Here is a 16,598-nt window from a genome sequence, read left to right as displayed (position 1 = left end):
TCGGGACCATGACGCTCTTCACGACCGACTATCTGGAGTACTACCTCACCCTCGTGTCCTGGATCGTCAACAACGGCATCTGGGCGGTGCTGGTGTCCAGCGGGGTATTCGCGCTGCCTTTCGTCGCCATCATCGTGCAGGAGTGGCTGAAGGCCCGTGCGGAAGGTGCCGACGAAGGCAACAAGGGCTTGCTCTCGGCCGTCCGCATCGAGAACCGGGTCTTCGTCGCCATCGTGGTGGTGATGTTCGCGGGCATTCCGTTCATCGACGTGGACCTCAACACCATCCAGTACGACAGCTCGCGCTCGGCCCAGTGCCAGGTCAGCGTGCCACAGCCCACGGATACCGGCTGGTCACAGTCCTTCAGCACCATCAACAACCAGTCCGCGAAGGTGCCGGTCTGGTGGGCCTTCATGCACGCGCTCTCGCGCGCTGTCACGAGCGCCTCGGTGGCGGCGATCCCATGTGGTACGGACCTGCGGCAAATGCGCATGGAGATCGACGCGACCCGCATTGACGACCCGGTGCTGGCCCAGGAAGTGGCGGACTTCTCGCGGGATTGCTATGGGCCTGCGCGGGCCAAACTGTTCATGCAGCGCCCTCAGCTCGATGAGCAGCAGATGCACGACGTGACCTGGATCGGATCGAGGTTCTTCACCGACACCAACGGCTACTACGACACGTACCGTTCCAGCACGCCGCGCGACGACTGGCCCTACGACAGCAACCGCGATGCCGGGCTTGCGCAGGTGGCCAGCGGCGGCGGCTATCCGAACTGTAGGCAGTGGTGGGCCGATGGCAGCAACGGCCTGCGGGCACGCCTGCTGGGACAGGTGGACCCGAGCCTGCTGAATCGCCTGGCGGGCTGGGCCGGGTTCCTGAGCCGGGCCGAGGTGGACGACTCGGTGATCCGCGCCATCGCCTCCCCGCGGCAGCAGAAGTTGAACCAGGGCAGCGTCTATACGGACTACGGCGGCCAGATCGACAAGACCCTGCCGAACATCGTGACGCGCGCCACGGGCGACGTCGGCATGGCAGTCGGCGCGATTGCCGCGTTTCCTGCCATGGACGTCGTGAGACAGGCTCTGCCCATGGTCCTCGCCTTGCTCAAGATGGCGCTGGTCATCTGCATCCCGCTCGTGCTGGTCATCGGCACCTATGACCTGAAAACGGTCGTCACCGTCAGCGTCGTGCAGTTCGCGCTGTTCTTCGTGGACTTCTGGTTCCAGCTCGCCCGCTGGATCGACAGCACCATCCTCGATGCGCTTTACGGCTGGGGCTTCGGGTGGAATCGGCCGCACACCAACTTCGACCCGCTGGTGGGATTGAACAATGCCTTTGGCGACATGCTTCTGATGTTCGTCATGGGCACCATGTTCATCGTCCTGCCTACGTTCTGGATTGGCGCACTCACCTGGGTCGGTGTACGTGCCGGTGCAATCGCCAACACCTTCGCCACTGCCACAAAGGATGCAGGAAGCGCTGGCGGCAAAGGAGCAGGTGCTGTCTCAGGCGGCAAGCTCAAATGATCGAATGACCTTCGGCGTCAGTCGTCTTGGTACATCTCGTGGGAGGTATCGTTGTACAGGTTGGGATCGTAGCCAGGCGTGGCCCGCAGTTCCTCAATGGTTGGGTACTGCAGTTCAAACCCTTCTTCATCGGGATGGTGCTGATTCATAGCCCATCCTGCCACCACCACGCCCAGCAGCACGAGTGCGAACCAGAAAGCAACGTAGAGCAGCACCCCGAGCACAGCCAGCTTGAAGACCCACACAAGTGCGGTAGCACCAGCTCGCGGCACACCCCTGAATACCAGCCAATTCGACGCCCGCCGTTCGCCGCGCGCATAGGCGCGCCATCCGCGGCCAAAGGCGCGGCCGAGGCGTTCTGCGGTGCTGGTGCGGGTCGTCGTGTTCATGGTCGTATCCTGCTGTTAAGGAATGCCTATTCCAGTTTGCTCCACTTCATTCGGTTTGCGGCTTCAATGTGTTTTCTTGCTGCTTCAGGACGCTTCGTCATCCGGCCCCACCGGGCCGGGGTCAGGTTCAACGCCGATGCGGTAGGTGGCAACAAAATGCGGCCAGTCCACGTGGTCCACCAGGTCGATGTCCTCGATGACGCCAACCTTCGCTCCCGCACGCTCGAACAGGGCGATGCTCTTAGCGGGATAGTTGTTGCGCGACGGATAGAGCACCCCGTCGAACAGCGCCTGGCCGTCATCTGCGAGCATCGCATGCACCTGGGCGGACACCTGCTGCGTGTGCGTGTAGTCGCGGCTGGCCAACTGCTCTAGGTTCAGGCCGAAGTAGCCCGCCATGACGCCCGGCGTCGTGATATCGGCCAGAAGCACGTCGTCCATCACGCCTACTGCGCGCACCATCCGGGCTTGGACTTCTTTCAGCGCGATCGAGCGTTGCGTGTCCGCAAGCCACTGGTGCTTGTGAAACACCGACTCCATCAGCGCCGTGGGCAGGTCGCGCCCCAGGTAGAGCACGCCGTAGGCCCCCGCCGGGTCATCGTAGCGATTCGTGCTGCTGCGGCCATAGTACAGCGGGCTGCCCCGATAGACGACGCGGCTCACATGCTGGAGCAGTTCACCGTCATCGATCAGGAACGAAGGCAGCTCGTGGCTCATGGCGATCTCGCTTCAATGCACCTGGACGCCCAGCACGTTGAACACGGCCTCGGCCACGTCATCGATCGTGCCATGCGTCACCGCATCCACCGGCGAGCGACCGCCCAAGCCTTCGAGCGGCTCGGACAGCGCGCTGTAGATCGTCCAGTGGTCGATGCCCTCGACCTCCTGGAGCACGGTTTGGGTCAACTGCTGCTTCACCGGGTCGAGCTGCCAGTCGGGCAGCTTCTGGCCGCGCGGCCCCACGTTCAGCGCCAGTAGCCGACGGGCGAGGATGTCCTTGTAGATTTGCTGGCGCGACTTGTCCGCCAGCTTGGCGAACTCGGCAGGCGGCAGGTTGTCCGGCTGATTGAAGGCTTCCAGCAGCACGGCGCGGCCTCTCTGGACGTCGGTTTCAGTCGGTGCCCAGCGCGTGTCGGAGCGCAACGCGGCCGCCTTGCGCTGCAAGGCCTGCGCCACCGTTTCACCTTCCAGGTTAGCGGGCAGCGTCACAGCCTCCACGCGCTCGTGGATGAACGCCTGCAACTCGGCCGCGAAAGCCGGGGCATCCCGGATTTCGACGGTATCGGCGAAGCGTCGCACATCCTCCACCGTGACGCGCGGCAGCCGGTCGGCAATGAATTCGATCGCAGTGGGCATGGTCAACTCCCAGGTAGGTTTGAGACAAGACTCACTCTAGTCGCCTTTGTCGCCTTTGTCAACTTGATCGCCTGAGTGGGAGCCCACCTGGCGGTGTAGCGTCCCGGCAGCATAGGCCGGGGCCAGCGCCAATTCGCCGTCCAATCCATTCGTGCGGGTTCCGCATTGACGCTGGAGCCGCAACTCAGGCCCAGCTATACCGAAACGGTGAAAGGCCAAAGGGTCGAAACGGCAAGGGAATGGGATGCAAGGGGAAAGGCCCTATCCCGAAAAGGCAAAAAGGCCTCCCGCCCGGCCCGCTATCAGGACATCGACATGCTCTCCCTGTTCCAGCGGAAACGGCCTCCGGTCGCTGCCGCGACGTCTCCAGCCCCCGCCATCGACCTCCCGAAAGGGTTGATGCGGCCGGAGTCGGCCGCATCGCTGCTGGCCACCCCGCGCCGGCAGAAGCTGCTGGAACACATCTGGCAGCGCACCTCGCTCTCGCGCCGGCAGTTCGCCACCCTGTACCGCGCGCCACTGGAGCGATACGCCGAGCTGGTCCAGGTCTTCCCGGCCTCCGAAGCGCACCACCACGCCTACCCGGGCGGTATGCTCGATCACGGCCTCGAAATCGTCGCCTACAGCCTGAAGCTGCGGCAGTCCCATTTGCTGCCCATCGGGGCCAGCCCCGAAGACCAAGCGGCGCAGGCCGAAGCCTGGACTGCGGCCGTCGCCTATGCCGCACTGCTTCATGACATCGGCAAGGTTGCCGTCGATCTGCACGTCGAGCTGGCCGACGGGAGCACCTGGCACCCATGGCACGGCCCGCTGCGCCAACCGTACCGCTTCCGCTACCGCGACGACCGCGAGTACCGGCTCCATAGCGCCGCGACAGGCTTGCTCTACCGGCAACTGCTCGACCGCGATCTGCTGGACTGGCTCAGTGGCTATCCTTCCCTGTGGGCGCCGCTACTCTACGTTCTGGCCGGGCAGTACGAGCACGCCGGGGTACTGGGCGAGCTGGTCGTGCAGGCTGACCGCGCCTCCGTCGCTCAGGAATTGGGCGGCGATCCCGCGCGTGCCATGGCCGCGCCCAAGCACTCGCTCCAACGCAAGCTGGTCAACGGGCTGCGCTACCTGCTCAAGGAAGAGCTGAAACTGAACCAGCCCGAAGCCTCCGATGGCTGGCTCACCGAGGACGCGCTGTGGCTGGTGAGCAAGACAGTCTCGGACAAGCTGCGCGCGCACCTGCTGTCCCAGGGGGTCGATGGCATCCCCGCGAACAACACGGCCGTGTTCAACGTGCTACAGGATCATGCCATGTTGCAGCCCACCGCCTCCGGCAAGGCCATCTGGCGCGCAACTATTACCAGTGAGAGTGGCTGGTCCCATGCCTTCACGCTCCTGCGCCTGGCCCCGGCGCTGATCTGGGAGCCCTCGGAGCGACCCAGCCCATTTGCGGGAACCGTGACCGTGGACAACGCCGGCGAGGCCGAGGACGGGCCGCGCCCGTCCGCGCACGACGCTGCACTGCGACCCGGAACAGCGGCGGCAACAGAGAAGGAGCCTGCAGCAAGCAGCCATCCAGATCAGTCGGGCGGGAGTCGCGCCATACCTCCCAGCCCGCAGCGCAATCCGGCCGACCCGCTGGAAAGCATGCTGGCGATGTTCGAGGCAACGCCTGAGCCGGAGCAGTCCGTCGAAGCCCCGCCAGAGGGTGCCGACGATGCAGCGGCGCCGCTCGACCATCCCGCATCGGCCCCTGGTCCTTCGGCGCCGACCGCCGCGCCTGCCGCGCACGATTCCGCCTCATTTACCGGGCGGCCATCGGGCGAGCATTTCATGGCCTGGCTGAAACAGGCCGTCCAGACCCGCAAGCTCATCATCAATGACGCCAAGGCCCTGGTACATACCGTGTCCGACACGGTTTACCTGATCAGCCCTGGTATTTTCCAGCGCTACGCACAAGAGCATCCAAACATTGGGCCGCTTGCAAAGGACGCGGCCCTGCAGAACTGGCAGTGGGTGCAGAAGCGCTTTGAAAAACTCGGACTCCACAGGAAACAGCCATCGGGTCTGAACATCAGGACGTGCGAGGTCATGGGGCCTCGCAAAACGCGCCAGGTGCATGGATATTTGCTCGAAGATCCATCGCACATATTCGATGCCGTTCCACCGAACAATCCTTATCTGTCGCTCAAATAGCCGACTAAGGGGGAAGTGCCACACGTTCTGTTTGAGCGGGTGGCAGGCTTCAGTCGATCCGAAGAGGCTCGAACGACTTGACGAGTTGGTCCACCACCTTGACCTGCCGCAGCAGCGGTTCGAGCGCGTCCAGTGGCAGAGCGCTGGGTCCGTCACAGCGTGCATGCGCCGGGTCGGCGTGTGCTTCGAGGAACAAACCGCCGATGCCGACCGCCATGCCGGCCCGCGCGAGTTCGGGCAACTGTTGGCGACGCCCACCCGAAGCCAACGCATCCGCTTCTCGCCGCTGCAGGCTATGGGTGACGTCGAACACCAGTGGCAGGCCACCGCTGGCAAGGCTCATTTCGCGGAAGCCCAGCATGTCCACGACGAGATTGTCGTAGCCGAACTGCGTGCCACGCTCGCACAACAGGACGCGCGGGTTGCCAGCCTCGTGCAGTTTGTGGACGACATGCCTGATCTGGCCCGGGCTCAGGAACTGCGGCTTCTTGACATTCACTACCCGACCGGTGCGAGCAATGGCGACCACCAGATCGGTCTGCCGGGCCAGGAAGGCCGGAACTTGCAGTACATCGGCAATGGCTGCGACCTGCACGGCCTGCTCAACCTCATGCACGTCGGTCAAGACTGGGCATCCGAACCGCGACTTGACCGCATCGAGGACCCGCAACCCTTCGTCCAGGCCGACACCTCGGAAAGAATGGATCGACGAGCGATTGGCCTTGTCGAATGACGCCTTGAAAACGAAGGGTATTTCCAGCTTGCGCGTCACCTCCACGAAGTGCTCGGCCGCAGCCAGGGTCGTATCGAGATCCTCGATGACGTTGATGCCGCCGAACAGCACGAACGGCAGGTCGTTGGCGACTGTGATGCCCTCCGAAATGGCGACGTGCAGGGAGGTGGCTGATGATATCGATCGCATAAAACTTCCTCTCGTGATGTCAACGACCGCAGGTGAAAGCTCCGAGCGTCGTCGGCGAAGAATGCCCCACGGTCTTGGACTTTGCGTGCAGACGCGTCCGCAACAGCGCTTACAGGGTCTGGGGTCCGCACCGGCGACTCCGCCTGTGACCACGGTCTTCCTTCAGCGGTTCACTGAAGACCGAGCGCCTTCATCAGCCTCGGCTTCTGGCTCGCGAAGGTGCCATAGAACACGTCGTCGCCGACGATCGTGATCGGGGCCACACGCACGCCGGTTCGTGACTTAGCCTCCGCGGAAATCTTCGGGTCGGTCAGGTCGCGCTCTTCAAACGCGATGCCCTGCTGGGACAGCCACGCCTTCAGCGCCCGGCAGTCCGGGCACGTCGGAGTGCTGTAGATGAGGATGTACGGGGTGTTGGCCTGGGGCATAGTCGCACCTTCACTTGCCCCGAGCGGCTAGCCAGCTCTTCATCATGGCAATCTCGCCTTCCTGCGCGGTTATGACTTCCTGGGCCAGCTTGCTGACCTCTGGATCTTTGCCGTATTGAAGCGCCACCTTGGCCATGTCGATCGCGCCCTGGTGGTGTGGGATCATGCCGCGCATGAAATCCACATCTGCGTCGCCGCTGAAGTCGATCATCATGTCCGCATGCATGCGGTCGTTGCCGGCACGATAGGCGGCCGTCGAGGCATCGCCCGAGCTGCCGGTCGTCGCCTGCTGGCCGTTGTCGCCCAGCCACTTTTTCATCATGGCGATCTCGTCTTCCTGCGCGGTGATGACGTCCTGGGCGAGCTTGCGAACCTCCGGGTCCTTGCCGTACTGCAGCGCCACCTTGGCCATGTCGATCGCGCCCTGGTGATGCGGGATCATGCCGCGCATGAAATCGCCGTCGGCGTTGCCAGTGAACTGCGCTCCCATTCCCGCGTGCATCTCATTGGTCACGGCACGATAGGCAATGGTGGAGGGGCTATTGATCGCGGACATGCTGGAAGGTATGTCATGCCCATGTCCGCCGCTGGCACTGGTCGGCGGTTCAATTTTGCCGGAGGACTCCAGGCCGCTTTGGACGACTGTCAAACCTCCAGCAACCAGCACGGCGCCAGCAATGAACATGAGACTGAGCTTGTTTAGATTCATGAAAATTCTCCTTGGACCTTGATGATGTGGTCACTGTATTGCTTCCAATGGTTGGAAGGTCAATATGGCGGACTCACATGTGCCCGGATGCAACACTAGGACAAGTAACCATTTTCCAATTGCGAATAGATCTCAATATAAGGTAGGATGTTAGGATGTAAATCAACTGAAAGGAATAGACCATGTCGCAACAGCAACAGCCAAAAGTTCACGACGCCAGCGACTTCCCTATAGTCCGATTCGAAGGCTCCAGCATCTACGAAGGCTACGGCGCCCCCTGGTGCGCGGAGATGGATGAGTTCCTCGCTCGCGGCAAGCCCTTTGTCCTCATCTACGTCGCAGGCGGGCCGGACGAGGCACACGACGATCGCGTCATGCGCGGTGCTTGGCTGAAAAGCCACAAGGAGATGCTGGACGGCATCTTGCTGGCGCTCATACATGTAGAACCCGAACCGACCAAGCGAGCGCAGTTGGAGGAAATGCTGCCGATGCTCGTAAAGGCCTTTGGCACGCCGCAAGCCGCGCGCGCCAGCCGTGACGAGGCAGAGAGTCTGGGCCGGCACGTTCTCGCCGGTGGTCGCATGAACGATTCGGTATGAGCGGCCCGCGCCATGAAAAAGTCAGAACATAAATCGCGTGCTACAAGCACGAATTACGTGGGTCGCAAGGTCATCGGCCCGTTCAGTCTCGCGCTGGTGCTGGCCGCGCCAGGGGCAGATGCACAAGGGCTGGGTGACCCGGGAAAGGGCGAGGTGCCTGAGGCTGTAACGCTCCCAGCGGTAACGGTCACCGGGGAAACCTCCTCGGAGACCACCGAAGGTTCAAATTCCTACACCACACCACGCACGTCTGCCGCCACGCGACTGCCACTTGCCATCAGGGACACGCCCCAGGCTGTAACTGTCATAACCCGGCAGCACATGGAGGATCAGCAGCTCAACACAATTCAGGATGCCTTAGCACAGTCAACAGGCGTCGGCTCTCGCACCTTGGGCAGCGAGCAAGTGACTTTCCATGCAAGGGGCTTTTCTATTGATAGCTTCCAATACGACGGTATCCCGACCGGCTTCGTCAATGGCGCAAGCTTTCTAGACACGGCCTTCTATGACCGCATCGAAATCGTGCGCGGCGCCACGGGCTTGCTCACGGGCGCAGGCAACCCGTCTGCATCGATCAACCTGGTGAGAAAGAGGCCGACGCGCGAGTTCCAAGCAAATGCCTCGGTGAGCGCAGGATCATGGGACAACTATCGCAGCATGCTAGATGTCTCCACTCCGATGACCGAGGATGGCCGTGTTCGCGCCAGAATCGTGGGCGTCACTCAAGATCGGCATTCATATCAAGATCGATACCAGCAGAAGAAGAACGCCTTCTTTGGTTTAGTCGAGGTCGATCTCACTCCCGATACCGTGCTGAGCATGGGCTATGACTATCAGGACATCAAGCCCAAAGGCGTCACCTGGGGCGGCGTGCCGCTTTGGTTTAGCGATGGATCAAACACAAATTGGTCGCGCTCGAAATCCATGGCGCCTGATTGGGCCCGCTGGGACAACCGGTTAGAAAACGCGTTCATTGGTATCGAACACGGATTCGAAAATGGCTGGAAACTGAACGCGACCATTACCAATCAGCGGTCGAAGTCCAATGCTCGACTCCTCTCGCCACTCGGTTATCCAGACCGAGACACTGGCTTGGGGATGATCCCGCTGGCGATCTCTGATTCAACTCCGTCCAGGCAGAACAGCTTCGATACAATGGTCAGTGGTCCATTCGAGTTACTTGGCCGCAAGCATGAACTGGTCCTAGGGGTTCTGGCGTCTCGTCGAACGGAGGATGAATACAACAGTGGATTTGTTTATCCTTTAACGCCTATGCCGAGTATTTTCGGCTATGACGGCCAGTATCCTGAACCAAATTTCGCAGCGAACGGTTTCACCAGCACGCATACCACTATCGAACAAAGCGGCGTCTATGGCGCCGTGCGCCTTTCCCTAACGGATTCCCTGAAAGCTATTCTAGGCGGGCGATTCAACAACTATAAACTCGACGAATTCGACGGCATCACATCTACGCATTACAAAAAGACTGCCAAGTTCACCCCATATGCAGGTGTCGTGTACGACATCAACGACACTTACTCAGCCTATGCGAGTTACACGGAAATTTTCAATCCGCAGTCGTCTTACCGGAATGTCAACAACCAGGTGCTCCCGCCAACCAATGGGAAAAACACCGAAGTCGGGTTGAAGGGTGAATATTTAGACGGGCGCCTGAATGCTTCGATCGCCTTGTTTGAAACGCGGCTCGATAACTTGGCGCAGGCGGAAAACTACGCACTACCAAATGGTACGTGGGCGTATCACACCGTGAATGGGACAAAGTCGAGAGGTGTCGAATTCGACCTCCAGGGGGAACTGGCCGATGACTGGAACATCTATGGGGGCGTTGCCCACTTCAATTCCACTGACGCTACGGGCGAGCGGCTAAGTGCGTACCTTCCGCGCACAACTGCGCGTCTATTCACCACCTATCGGCTTCCCGGCGATTGGTCTAAGTTGACCGTTGGCGGGGGGGTGACGTGGCAAAGCGGCACTTACCAGAGCGCAACAAACCCGCAAGGTGCCAGCGTCAATGTGGAACAGAAATCTTACGCACTAGCCATCCCTGATGGCCAAGTATCGGGCAACACGCAACATAGACCTGATGCTGACCGTCAACAACCTAACCGATCGGCGCTACACGCTTATGAGCGGGTTCTACAACCAAGTCGTCTATGGCGCGCCGCGCAACTTTATGCTGACGCTGAGCTACAAGCTCTGACTGCACGATCTATCCCTCGCTATCCATCGTCGGGCGACAAGATAGCCTGACGATGGAGCGAGAAATGTGCAAGCTGCAGTGAATCCTATCGCCCGATAGAAGTCTCGTGATGCTGCTTCCTGCCCCACGACAAGCTGGATGTGGTCTTCCGGATCGTTCTGAACAAAACTGCTTAAAGGCGCGACTAACCTGAGCACCCGGCGTGTCGACGGCGAAGGATCGGCAAGGCTCCGTATTGGGGTGAAACGGGGGCAGTTCGCCTTACGCCGAACGATGATTCAGCGCGGTGACCAGCGGTGCCATGACATTACGCACAGCCTCTGCGGCTCCGTCTGGGTCTTGGCATTCGATCGCATCGACGATCGCCTCATGGACATCCAGGCCAGGCTCAGGCAAGTCTTCATCCTCCAGTACGGCCAAAGTGTTCATTCGAACGGAGTTCGAAAAGTAGCGGTACAACTCGGACAGCGCATTATTGCCGCATACCCGCGCAATGGCACAGTGAAAGGCCGTGTCGGCGTCCACGAACAAGGCGCGCGATTCATGATCGCTTTGCTCCCCGCGCGCCTTCAGGAGACGGCGCAACATCGCCAAGTCCGCCTTGGAGCGGTTGATAGCTGCCAGCCGCGCGGATTCGATTTCGAGCATGCAGCGTAGCGCAAGGTGCTCGCGCAGGCTCGAACGGCCAATACGACGCATGACCTCGACAGGATCGACATTGGTGCGCACATAGGTGCCATCTCCTTGCCGAACTTCAAGCACCTGCCCATGCGACAGCACGCGAATAGCTTCCCGCACGGTGTTGCGAGCTACGTTCAACATGTCAGCCAGTTCCTGCTCTTTCGGAATCTTCTCACCCACCGGCCAGACGCCATTCTCGATCTGACGGCGGATCAGCTCAATCGTCGTGTCGACCAGGGAGCGCCTCGGCGCGTGCGGAAGTGTGGTGCCATCAGTCATCGCGATTCGGTAATACTCAAAAGATAGGATCATCCAACATGGATTCACCCAATAATAGCGCATTCGCATCTGGTGATGCATCTAACCGCATAGGTGGAGCTTCAACAGCGCAGAGGGGCGTTGGAGGGGGGCTGTATGCCGCTGAACTCCAAGGCCGCAACTCCAACTCGTTCATGAGCCGCCCAGGCACTCCGGCAGCAGCATGACCTGCTGCCTGTCTTGACTCTCGATGTATCTGGGCATGTTGACCTCTGCGTTCAATACGTCCGCAAACTTTACCGGACGTATCTTCAAGTTGACAAGGGGTTTCCACACGGCCTCCGGCGACCGCAAACATTCGAATGCCTCGGCTGTGAAAGCCGCCCCCAAACGCAGCGCTACACGTGTGGCGATCTCGCCATGCCCCCCTTCCTAGGCTGTCACTTCCCTTCCTATACATAGGATGTTAGTATGTTTAAATAGCAATAGTTGCAATCATTCATATTGCTCAACGACTCCTAACGATTGGCTTGCCTGAGCCTCGAGCCCACGGATCTAAATATCAATGAACATGTTGCTTCTGAAAGGTCGGAGCTATGCGCAACATGCGCTCACGGCGCTGACTTCTGTGAACGTGCTTACGCCGGGTTGGGCCTATGTATTCCGCTCCGCGGCTGCGGTCGCGCTGGCTTATGCCGTGGCCTATTCGCTCCAACTAGACCGCGCCTATTCAGCGGCGAACTCGGTCATGCTCGTCGCCAGCGCAAGTCAAGGTGCCACGCTCGGCAAGGGCGCGTCGCGCCTGGCCGGAACGATCATTGGCGGGATTGCCGCTATCGTTCTGCTGGGTCTGACCATTCAGGCGCCGGCACTCTTTCTGATCGGCTATGGCCTGTGGCTGGGCATGTGCAGCGCTGCGGCGACCGTATCGCGCCACTTCCGCTCGACCACCTTTGCGGTCCTTGGCTACACCGTTGGGTTCGCGGCTTATGAGGTACTGGAAAATCCCGCACATGCCTTCAACGGTGTGGCAGCCCGTATAGCGACTGTTGCAGTCGGTGTCGTCTGTCTTGGCGTGGTCAGCGCCCTGTTCTCACGCCGTGCAACACGTGAGAAGCTGGAGTCGGCCATCGCTTTGCAATTGGGGAAAGTGGGTCGGCTCATCCTTGCGCGGACTCGTAATGGCGGCGAACCTGCCTCCCAAGCCACACCCGAGCAGATCGCCGCACTGTTTGCCATTGACGACCTCCTCGAAGTCAGCCGCGCGGAGTCACCGGAGGTCGCCGTTCGTGCCGTTGCCGTCAGGGATGGCCTGGCCGCACTCTTTGGCGCACTCCTAGGAGCGACGGAGTCCTCCATACGACTGGATATGGAAGACCACACCCAGCGCGCGGCAGCGGGCCAAACTGTCGAGTTGCTAGCCCAAGCCATCGAGCTGGTCGAGAGTGGCGAAGAAAGCCAACTTAAAGAGGCCCTTAAAAAAGTGGCTCAGCTTCGTCGAAGGCTAAACCGGATGGTGGACGAGACCGAGTCGCAAGGAGGAAGTTCCACCGCACTCATCAAACTGGACCGTCTGATAGAAGTGATCAGCGACTGGGAGGCTGCACTCATCGGGTTGGTCCAACTGCACAGCCCGCGTGCGCACCGTACTGCCAGCTTTCGCTTTCATCGGGACTGGCATAGCGCGATCAAAAACGGAATCCGCGCACTGATCTTCATCACTCTCGTCGGCGAACTGGGTTTGCTGACGGGCTGGCGCAATTGGCAAACTGCGATCTTGCTGCTTGCTCCTTACGGCATTCTCATGGCGATGACAGGCAACCCGGTTGCAGGCGCAGTGTCCTTCGTCAAAGGTACGGCGGCAGCCATAGCGCCTGCCTTCTTATGCGGATTTTTCCTGCTACCACATGTGCAGGGCTTTCCGTTGATGATCGCTGTGATGCTGCCATTCTGGATCGCTGGCTTCTACGCAATCACGAAACCAAACTATGCGTTTGCCGGAATGGGATACCTGGTCGCCTTCAACACGCTGATTGGAGAGAAAAACCTGATGAGTTACGACATGTCAGCGTTCTTCAATTACGCGCTTGGCTGGATGATCGCAGTTATCGCAACCGTCTATGTCCTAAAACTGATCCTACCGCACGATCCGCGCAGAAATGCCGGCCGCTTAAGCAATGCGATTCGCAACGATGTCCGCCAGTTGATCAGTAGCGGATACAGCGGGCCGCGGCTAGTGTGGGAACACCTGCAGCACCATCGATTGGCCGGGATTGTGGCGAACCTAAAAGGAGATAAAGATTACGCCTCTACGCTGCTGAGCAAGTGTGTTGGTGTGCTGCATTTAGGTCGGTCCTCGGCGAGGCTGCACCTAACGCTGCAGGATACTGAGGTGCCCGCCTCGGTGCGACAACAAGCGTCCGAGGCGTTGAACGAGGCCGGGAATCCCACGCAAGGGACGGGCAAGCGTCTGGCCGTTATCAGTGAAGTCGTCCACGCTTCTGCAGATACCCACCAGACGAATCGAAGGGCTATCCATCGTATTTCCGCCTGCATCCGAGATATGGGTGGGTTAGTCGAACTTCACGGCGACTGGTTCGCCACCAACGATAGAAACTCGCAATGTTAAGTGAATTTTCAGTCGCGGGCATTTACATGCCTCCGCTGCTCTTCTACATCGTCGTAGCGTGGCTGCTATTTCTCGGAATCCGCCCGGTGCTGGCGAGGACAGGCGTGATACGGCTTTTTTGGCATCCGGCATTGTTTGAGTTCTCCCTACTCGTATCGATCATCACAGCCTTCGTCCTTTTATTCTGATTCCGAGTCTTCTATGAAAATGACATTAAAACCTCTATTCAGGATTTCTCTCACGCTTCTGGCAGTCGCTGGAATGGCATGGCTGATCTCGGTGCTATGGCGCGAGTATGTAGTTTCCCCTTGGACGCGCGACGGGCGCGTGAGTGCCGAAGTTGTACAGATTGCCCCGGAAGTTTCCGGCACCGTTGTCGAAGTCGCGATCAAGGACAACCAGCATGTGAACCGGGGAGACGTGCTCTACCGGCTTGACACTGAGGATCTCGAACTTGAAGTTATGGAGAAGAAGGCTGAGCTTGAGCAGCATGAAGCCGACCTCGCAATTAAGATGAATCTTGCTAAACGGCGCAATACGCTCGGTGGCGACATCATCGCCAACGAAAGAATCGATCAAGCCAACGGTGACGTGCGTGCAGTGCGGGCGGCAGTGGATCGTGTACGAGCTGAGCTGGCCAAAGCCGAGCTAGATGTCAGGCGAGCGACGGTCGTGGCACCCGTTGACGGCTATATCACAAATCTCCACCTACGCACTGGCGACTATGCGACCAAGGGTACCAGCAAGGTCGCGATCCTAGATCCGGACAGTTTCTGGATTACCGGATATTTCGAGGAAACCAAGCTCAGGCATATCGCTCCCGGAGACCAAGCGCAAATTCGTCTCATGGGCTTCGATTCACTGATCCAAGGTCACGTTTCCAGTATTGGTCGCGGCGTGGCGGACACCAACGACTACTCCGATCAGCATGGCCTGCCGAGCGTCAGTCCAGTCTTCACCTGGATTCGACTGGCCCAACGCATCCCGGTGCGTGTGCATATCGACAAGGTGCCTCCCGACGTGAGGCTTGCTGCCGGCATGACGTGCAGTGTTGCCGTGGGCACGTCAATCCCCAAGGGGCGTCTGCTCGCTTGGGCTCAACAGGTCCTGTGAGGTTGCCATGCGAATTCCAATTACAGCTGCCATCGTCCTCGCATTGTTATCCGGTTGTGCAGTTCCTCACGCCGTTCGCTACGAAAAGCCGGTACCACTCGTGCCGAACGCTTGGGCCGAGCAGGAGAAAATGCAGCATGCCTCCGACAATGTGGCCGAGCTTCAGACGTGGTGGAAAGCCTTCAACGACCCTCTACTCAATCGTCTCGTTGACCGCGCGCTTGCAAACAATCTTGACCTCAAAATCGCCTCGCAGCGCCTGCTGGCAGCGCGCGCCGAGCGCGATGCCATTTCTGCGGATCGTGGGCCGAAGTTAGGCATTGCAGCGAGTACCTTGGATCAACGCAGTAGTCCACTCGTTGATTGGCCTAGAGGAATTGGCGTGTCTAACGCCCAAACAGTCGAGTTTGAGGCAAGTTGGGAGCCTGATCTGTTCGGGCGAATCAAGCAGTCTATTGAGGCGGCTGATGCTACCGCAGGAAGCATTGAGGAGGATCGGCGGGCCATTCTCACGAGCCTGCTGGCCGAAATTGCGTCAAACTACATCGAGCTGCGTTCGGAGCAACAGCGCTTGGCGATCGCTGAACGCAATGTCGCACGTACTAAGGCCACCTACGACACGAATGTGCGTCTTCGCAGTGCAGGGATCGTTGACGCATCTAGTCTCACGCAGGCACACGCGGAATGGCAGGCCGCGGTCGCGCAGTTGCCGATCTGGCATGCCAGGGTGAGCAAACATTCTCACGCAATTGCCGTTCTCGTCGGCGGATTTCCCGGCGATTGGCAAGTCGAGTTGGCGCAATCCACCTCTCCGGTTCCCGCCCCCCCAGCGTTGCCTGTGTCCATTCCCTCCCAGGTTCTACGGGATCGACCCGACATTCGGGCAGCGGAACGAAAACTTGCCGCGGCAACAGCCAAAGCCAATGTCGCCGTTGCCGATCTCTTTCCCCGCTTCCGGATCCCACTGACACTGGGAACAGCGGCGAGCGGTTACGGTTCACTTTTTTCAGCCGGGAGCCTGATCTGGAGCGTGACGCTGGCAGGCTCGGAAACTTTGTTTGACTCAGGGCAACGCGAGGCGCGCATTCGTGCCGCGAAGGCAACCACGGAAGGCCAAAGGCTGGACTACCAGCGAAAGGTCCAGATCGCTTTCCGCGATGTCGAAGATGCGTTGACCCAAACCCATCAGGAAGGTGTTCGCGAGGAGTCCTTGATGAGGGCACAGGAAGACAGCCAACTGACCTACGATCGCGCCTTGAGAGAACGCAAGGTTGGAACGATTGATTACCTAACGTTGCTAACCGCCGAACGGTCGCTTTATTTGGCTGAAGACCAGTTGATCGAAAGTAAGGCCAAGAAAGCGCTCAACATGGTCAGCCTAGCCAAGGCATTAGGTGGGGGGTGGCAAACGGCTTATCCAGAAACCCCTTCCGAAACCGCGCAATCCACCAAGCAGAGCACAATCAATTAGCCCAAGTCTCGAGCCAATTACCGACACAGGGATACACCATCTCACCAACGCTATTAACCGACATTATTCACCGAAGTACATATAGAAATCCGTTGTCCCGTTACAG

At 59.7% G+C, this 16,598-nt stretch carries 15 protein-coding genes; 8 read left to right on the top strand and 7 right to left on the bottom strand.

The genetic code is table 11. The features are described 5' to 3' along the window. The first annotated feature begins 8 nt into the window (after positions 1–8). On the top strand, positions 9–1,529 hold the full coding sequence (locus tag L6D80_RS04680; protein WP_047219618.1) for a conjugal transfer protein TraG N-terminal domain-containing protein: 1,521 nt from the start codon (positions 9–11) through the stop codon (positions 1,527–1,529). 17 nt (positions 1,530–1,546) lie between these two features. Here the strand turns inward: L6D80_RS04680 and L6D80_RS04675 are convergent, their stop codons facing one another. From L6D80_RS04675 to L6D80_RS04665, 3 genes are all read right to left on the bottom strand, one after another. Next, positions 1,547–1,918 (bottom strand): DUF3742 family protein, encoded by a 372-nt coding sequence (locus L6D80_RS04675; RefSeq protein WP_058130706.1) that lies wholly within the window; start codon positions 1,916–1,918, stop codon positions 1,547–1,549. Between the two features lie 84 nt (positions 1,919–2,002). Next, entirely contained in the window at positions 2,003–2,635 is a 633-nt protein-coding gene (locus tag L6D80_RS04670; protein ID WP_058130708.1) for an RES family NAD+ phosphorylase, read from the bottom strand. Between the two features lie 12 nt (positions 2,636–2,647). Then, a complete protein-coding gene (locus L6D80_RS04665; RefSeq protein ID WP_047219624.1) occupies positions 2,648–3,274 on the bottom strand; it encodes a hypothetical protein in 627 nt (208 codons plus the stop codon). 315 nt (positions 3,275–3,589) lie between these two features. Between L6D80_RS04665 and mobH the strand changes: the two genes are divergently transcribed. Further along, positions 3,590–5,461: a MobH family relaxase gene (gene mobH, locus L6D80_RS04660; RefSeq protein ID WP_058143964.1), complete on the top strand. Its 1,872-nt coding sequence runs from the start codon at positions 3,590–3,592 to the stop codon at positions 5,459–5,461. Positions 5,462–5,510: 49 nt separating this feature from the next. Here mobH and kdsA read toward each other — a convergent pair whose 3' ends face one another. The 3 genes from kdsA to copM form a co-directional block, all read right to left on the bottom strand. Beyond that, entirely contained in the window at positions 5,511–6,383 is an 873-nt protein-coding gene (kdsA, locus tag L6D80_RS04655) for a 3-deoxy-8-phosphooctulonate synthase (RefSeq protein WP_058143963.1), read from the bottom strand. A gap of 170 nt (positions 6,384–6,553) precedes the next feature. Beyond that, positions 6,554–6,811, bottom strand: a complete 258-nt coding sequence (locus tag L6D80_RS04650; RefSeq protein WP_058143962.1) for a glutaredoxin family protein — start codon at positions 6,809–6,811, stop codon at positions 6,554–6,556. 10 nt (positions 6,812–6,821) lie between these two features. After that, positions 6,822–7,520 (bottom strand): CopM family metallochaperone, encoded by a 699-nt coding sequence (copM, locus tag L6D80_RS04645; RefSeq protein ID WP_058143961.1) that lies wholly within the window; start codon positions 7,518–7,520, stop codon positions 6,822–6,824. A 182-nt stretch (positions 7,521–7,702) separates the two neighbouring features. Between copM and L6D80_RS04640 the strand changes: the two genes are divergently transcribed. Next, on the top strand, positions 7,703–8,119 hold the full coding sequence (locus tag L6D80_RS04640; protein WP_058143960.1) for a hypothetical protein: 417 nt from the start codon (positions 7,703–7,705) through the stop codon (positions 8,117–8,119). Between the two features lie 12 nt (positions 8,120–8,131). Then, complete coding sequence (locus tag L6D80_RS04635) at positions 8,132–10,390, top strand: TonB-dependent siderophore receptor (RefSeq protein ID WP_323540057.1); 2,259 nt, start codon at positions 8,132–8,134, stop codon at positions 10,388–10,390. A 211-nt stretch (positions 10,391–10,601) separates the two neighbouring features. Here the strand turns inward: L6D80_RS04635 and L6D80_RS04630 are convergent, their stop codons facing one another. Further along, positions 10,602–11,300 (bottom strand): FadR/GntR family transcriptional regulator, encoded by a 699-nt coding sequence (locus L6D80_RS04630; protein WP_058201314.1) that lies wholly within the window; start codon positions 11,298–11,300, stop codon positions 10,602–10,604. A gap of 544 nt (positions 11,301–11,844) precedes the next feature. Between L6D80_RS04630 and L6D80_RS04625 the strand changes: the two genes are divergently transcribed. The 4 genes from L6D80_RS04625 to L6D80_RS04615 are packed head-to-tail and all read left to right on the top strand — an operon-like array spanning position 11,845 to position 16,492. Beyond that, positions 11,845–13,908 carry an FUSC family protein gene (locus L6D80_RS04625; protein WP_058201273.1) on the top strand — a complete coding sequence of 688 codons (2,064 nt, stop codon included), beginning with the start codon at positions 11,845–11,847 and terminating at the stop codon, positions 13,906–13,908. Beyond that, positions 13,902–14,096, top strand: coding sequence for a DUF1656 domain-containing protein (locus L6D80_RS30225; RefSeq protein ID WP_058143958.1), 195 nt, complete (start codon positions 13,902–13,904; stop codon positions 14,094–14,096). The genes L6D80_RS04625 and L6D80_RS30225 overlap by 7 nt, the downstream gene beginning before the upstream one ends. Before the next feature lie 13 nt (positions 14,097–14,109). Then, positions 14,110–15,021, top strand: coding sequence for an efflux RND transporter periplasmic adaptor subunit (locus tag L6D80_RS04620; RefSeq protein ID WP_058143957.1), 912 nt, complete (start codon positions 14,110–14,112; stop codon positions 15,019–15,021). Between the two features lie 7 nt (positions 15,022–15,028). Next, a complete protein-coding gene (locus L6D80_RS04615; RefSeq protein ID WP_063893102.1) occupies positions 15,029–16,492 on the top strand; it encodes an efflux transporter outer membrane subunit in 1,464 nt (487 codons plus the stop codon). Positions 16,493–16,598 lie beyond the last annotated feature (106 nt).

Source organism: Pseudomonas ceruminis (assembly GCF_021602025.1).
Lineage (GTDB): Bacteria > Pseudomonadota > Gammaproteobacteria > Pseudomonadales > Pseudomonadaceae > Aquipseudomonas > Aquipseudomonas ceruminis.
This window is presented reverse-complemented; position numbering and strand designations above follow the sequence as displayed.

Bases quoted from the DNA above. Each gene is read 5' to 3' on its own strand.
- L6D80_RS04680 (WP_047219618.1), top strand. From the start codon at position 9: ATGACGCTCTTCACGACCGACTATCTGGAGTACTACCTCACCCTCGTG.
- L6D80_RS04675 (WP_058130706.1), bottom strand. From the start codon at position 1,918: ATGAACACGACGACCCGCACCAGCACCGCAGAACGCCTCGGCCGCGCC.
- L6D80_RS04670 (WP_058130708.1), bottom strand. From the start codon at position 2,635: ATGAGCCACGAGCTGCCTTCGTTCCTGATCGATGACGGTGAACTGCTC.
- L6D80_RS04665 (WP_047219624.1), bottom strand. From the start codon at position 3,274: ATGCCCACTGCGATCGAATTCATTGCCGACCGGCTGCCGCGCGTCACG.
- mobH (WP_058143964.1), top strand. From the start codon at position 3,590: ATGCTCTCCCTGTTCCAGCGGAAACGGCCTCCGGTCGCTGCCGCGACG.
- kdsA (WP_058143963.1), bottom strand. From the start codon at position 6,383: ATGCGATCGATATCATCAGCCACCTCCCTGCACGTCGCCATTTCGGAG.
- L6D80_RS04650 (WP_058143962.1), bottom strand. From the start codon at position 6,811: ATGCCCCAGGCCAACACCCCGTACATCCTCATCTACAGCACTCCGACG.
- copM (WP_058143961.1), bottom strand. From the start codon at position 7,520: ATGAATCTAAACAAGCTCAGTCTCATGTTCATTGCTGGCGCCGTGCTG.
- L6D80_RS04640 (WP_058143960.1), top strand. From the start codon at position 7,703: ATGTCGCAACAGCAACAGCCAAAAGTTCACGACGCCAGCGACTTCCCT.
- L6D80_RS04635 (WP_323540057.1), top strand. From the start codon at position 8,132: ATGAAAAAGTCAGAACATAAATCGCGTGCTACAAGCACGAATTACGTG.
- L6D80_RS04630 (WP_058201314.1), bottom strand. From the start codon at position 11,300: ATGACTGATGGCACCACACTTCCGCACGCGCCGAGGCGCTCCCTGGTC.
- L6D80_RS04625 (WP_058201273.1), top strand. From the start codon at position 11,845: ATGAACATGTTGCTTCTGAAAGGTCGGAGCTATGCGCAACATGCGCTC.
- L6D80_RS30225 (WP_058143958.1), top strand. From the start codon at position 13,902: ATGTTAAGTGAATTTTCAGTCGCGGGCATTTACATGCCTCCGCTGCTC.
- L6D80_RS04620 (WP_058143957.1), top strand. From the start codon at position 14,110: ATGAAAATGACATTAAAACCTCTATTCAGGATTTCTCTCACGCTTCTG.
- L6D80_RS04615 (WP_063893102.1), top strand. From the start codon at position 15,029: ATGCGAATTCCAATTACAGCTGCCATCGTCCTCGCATTGTTATCCGGT.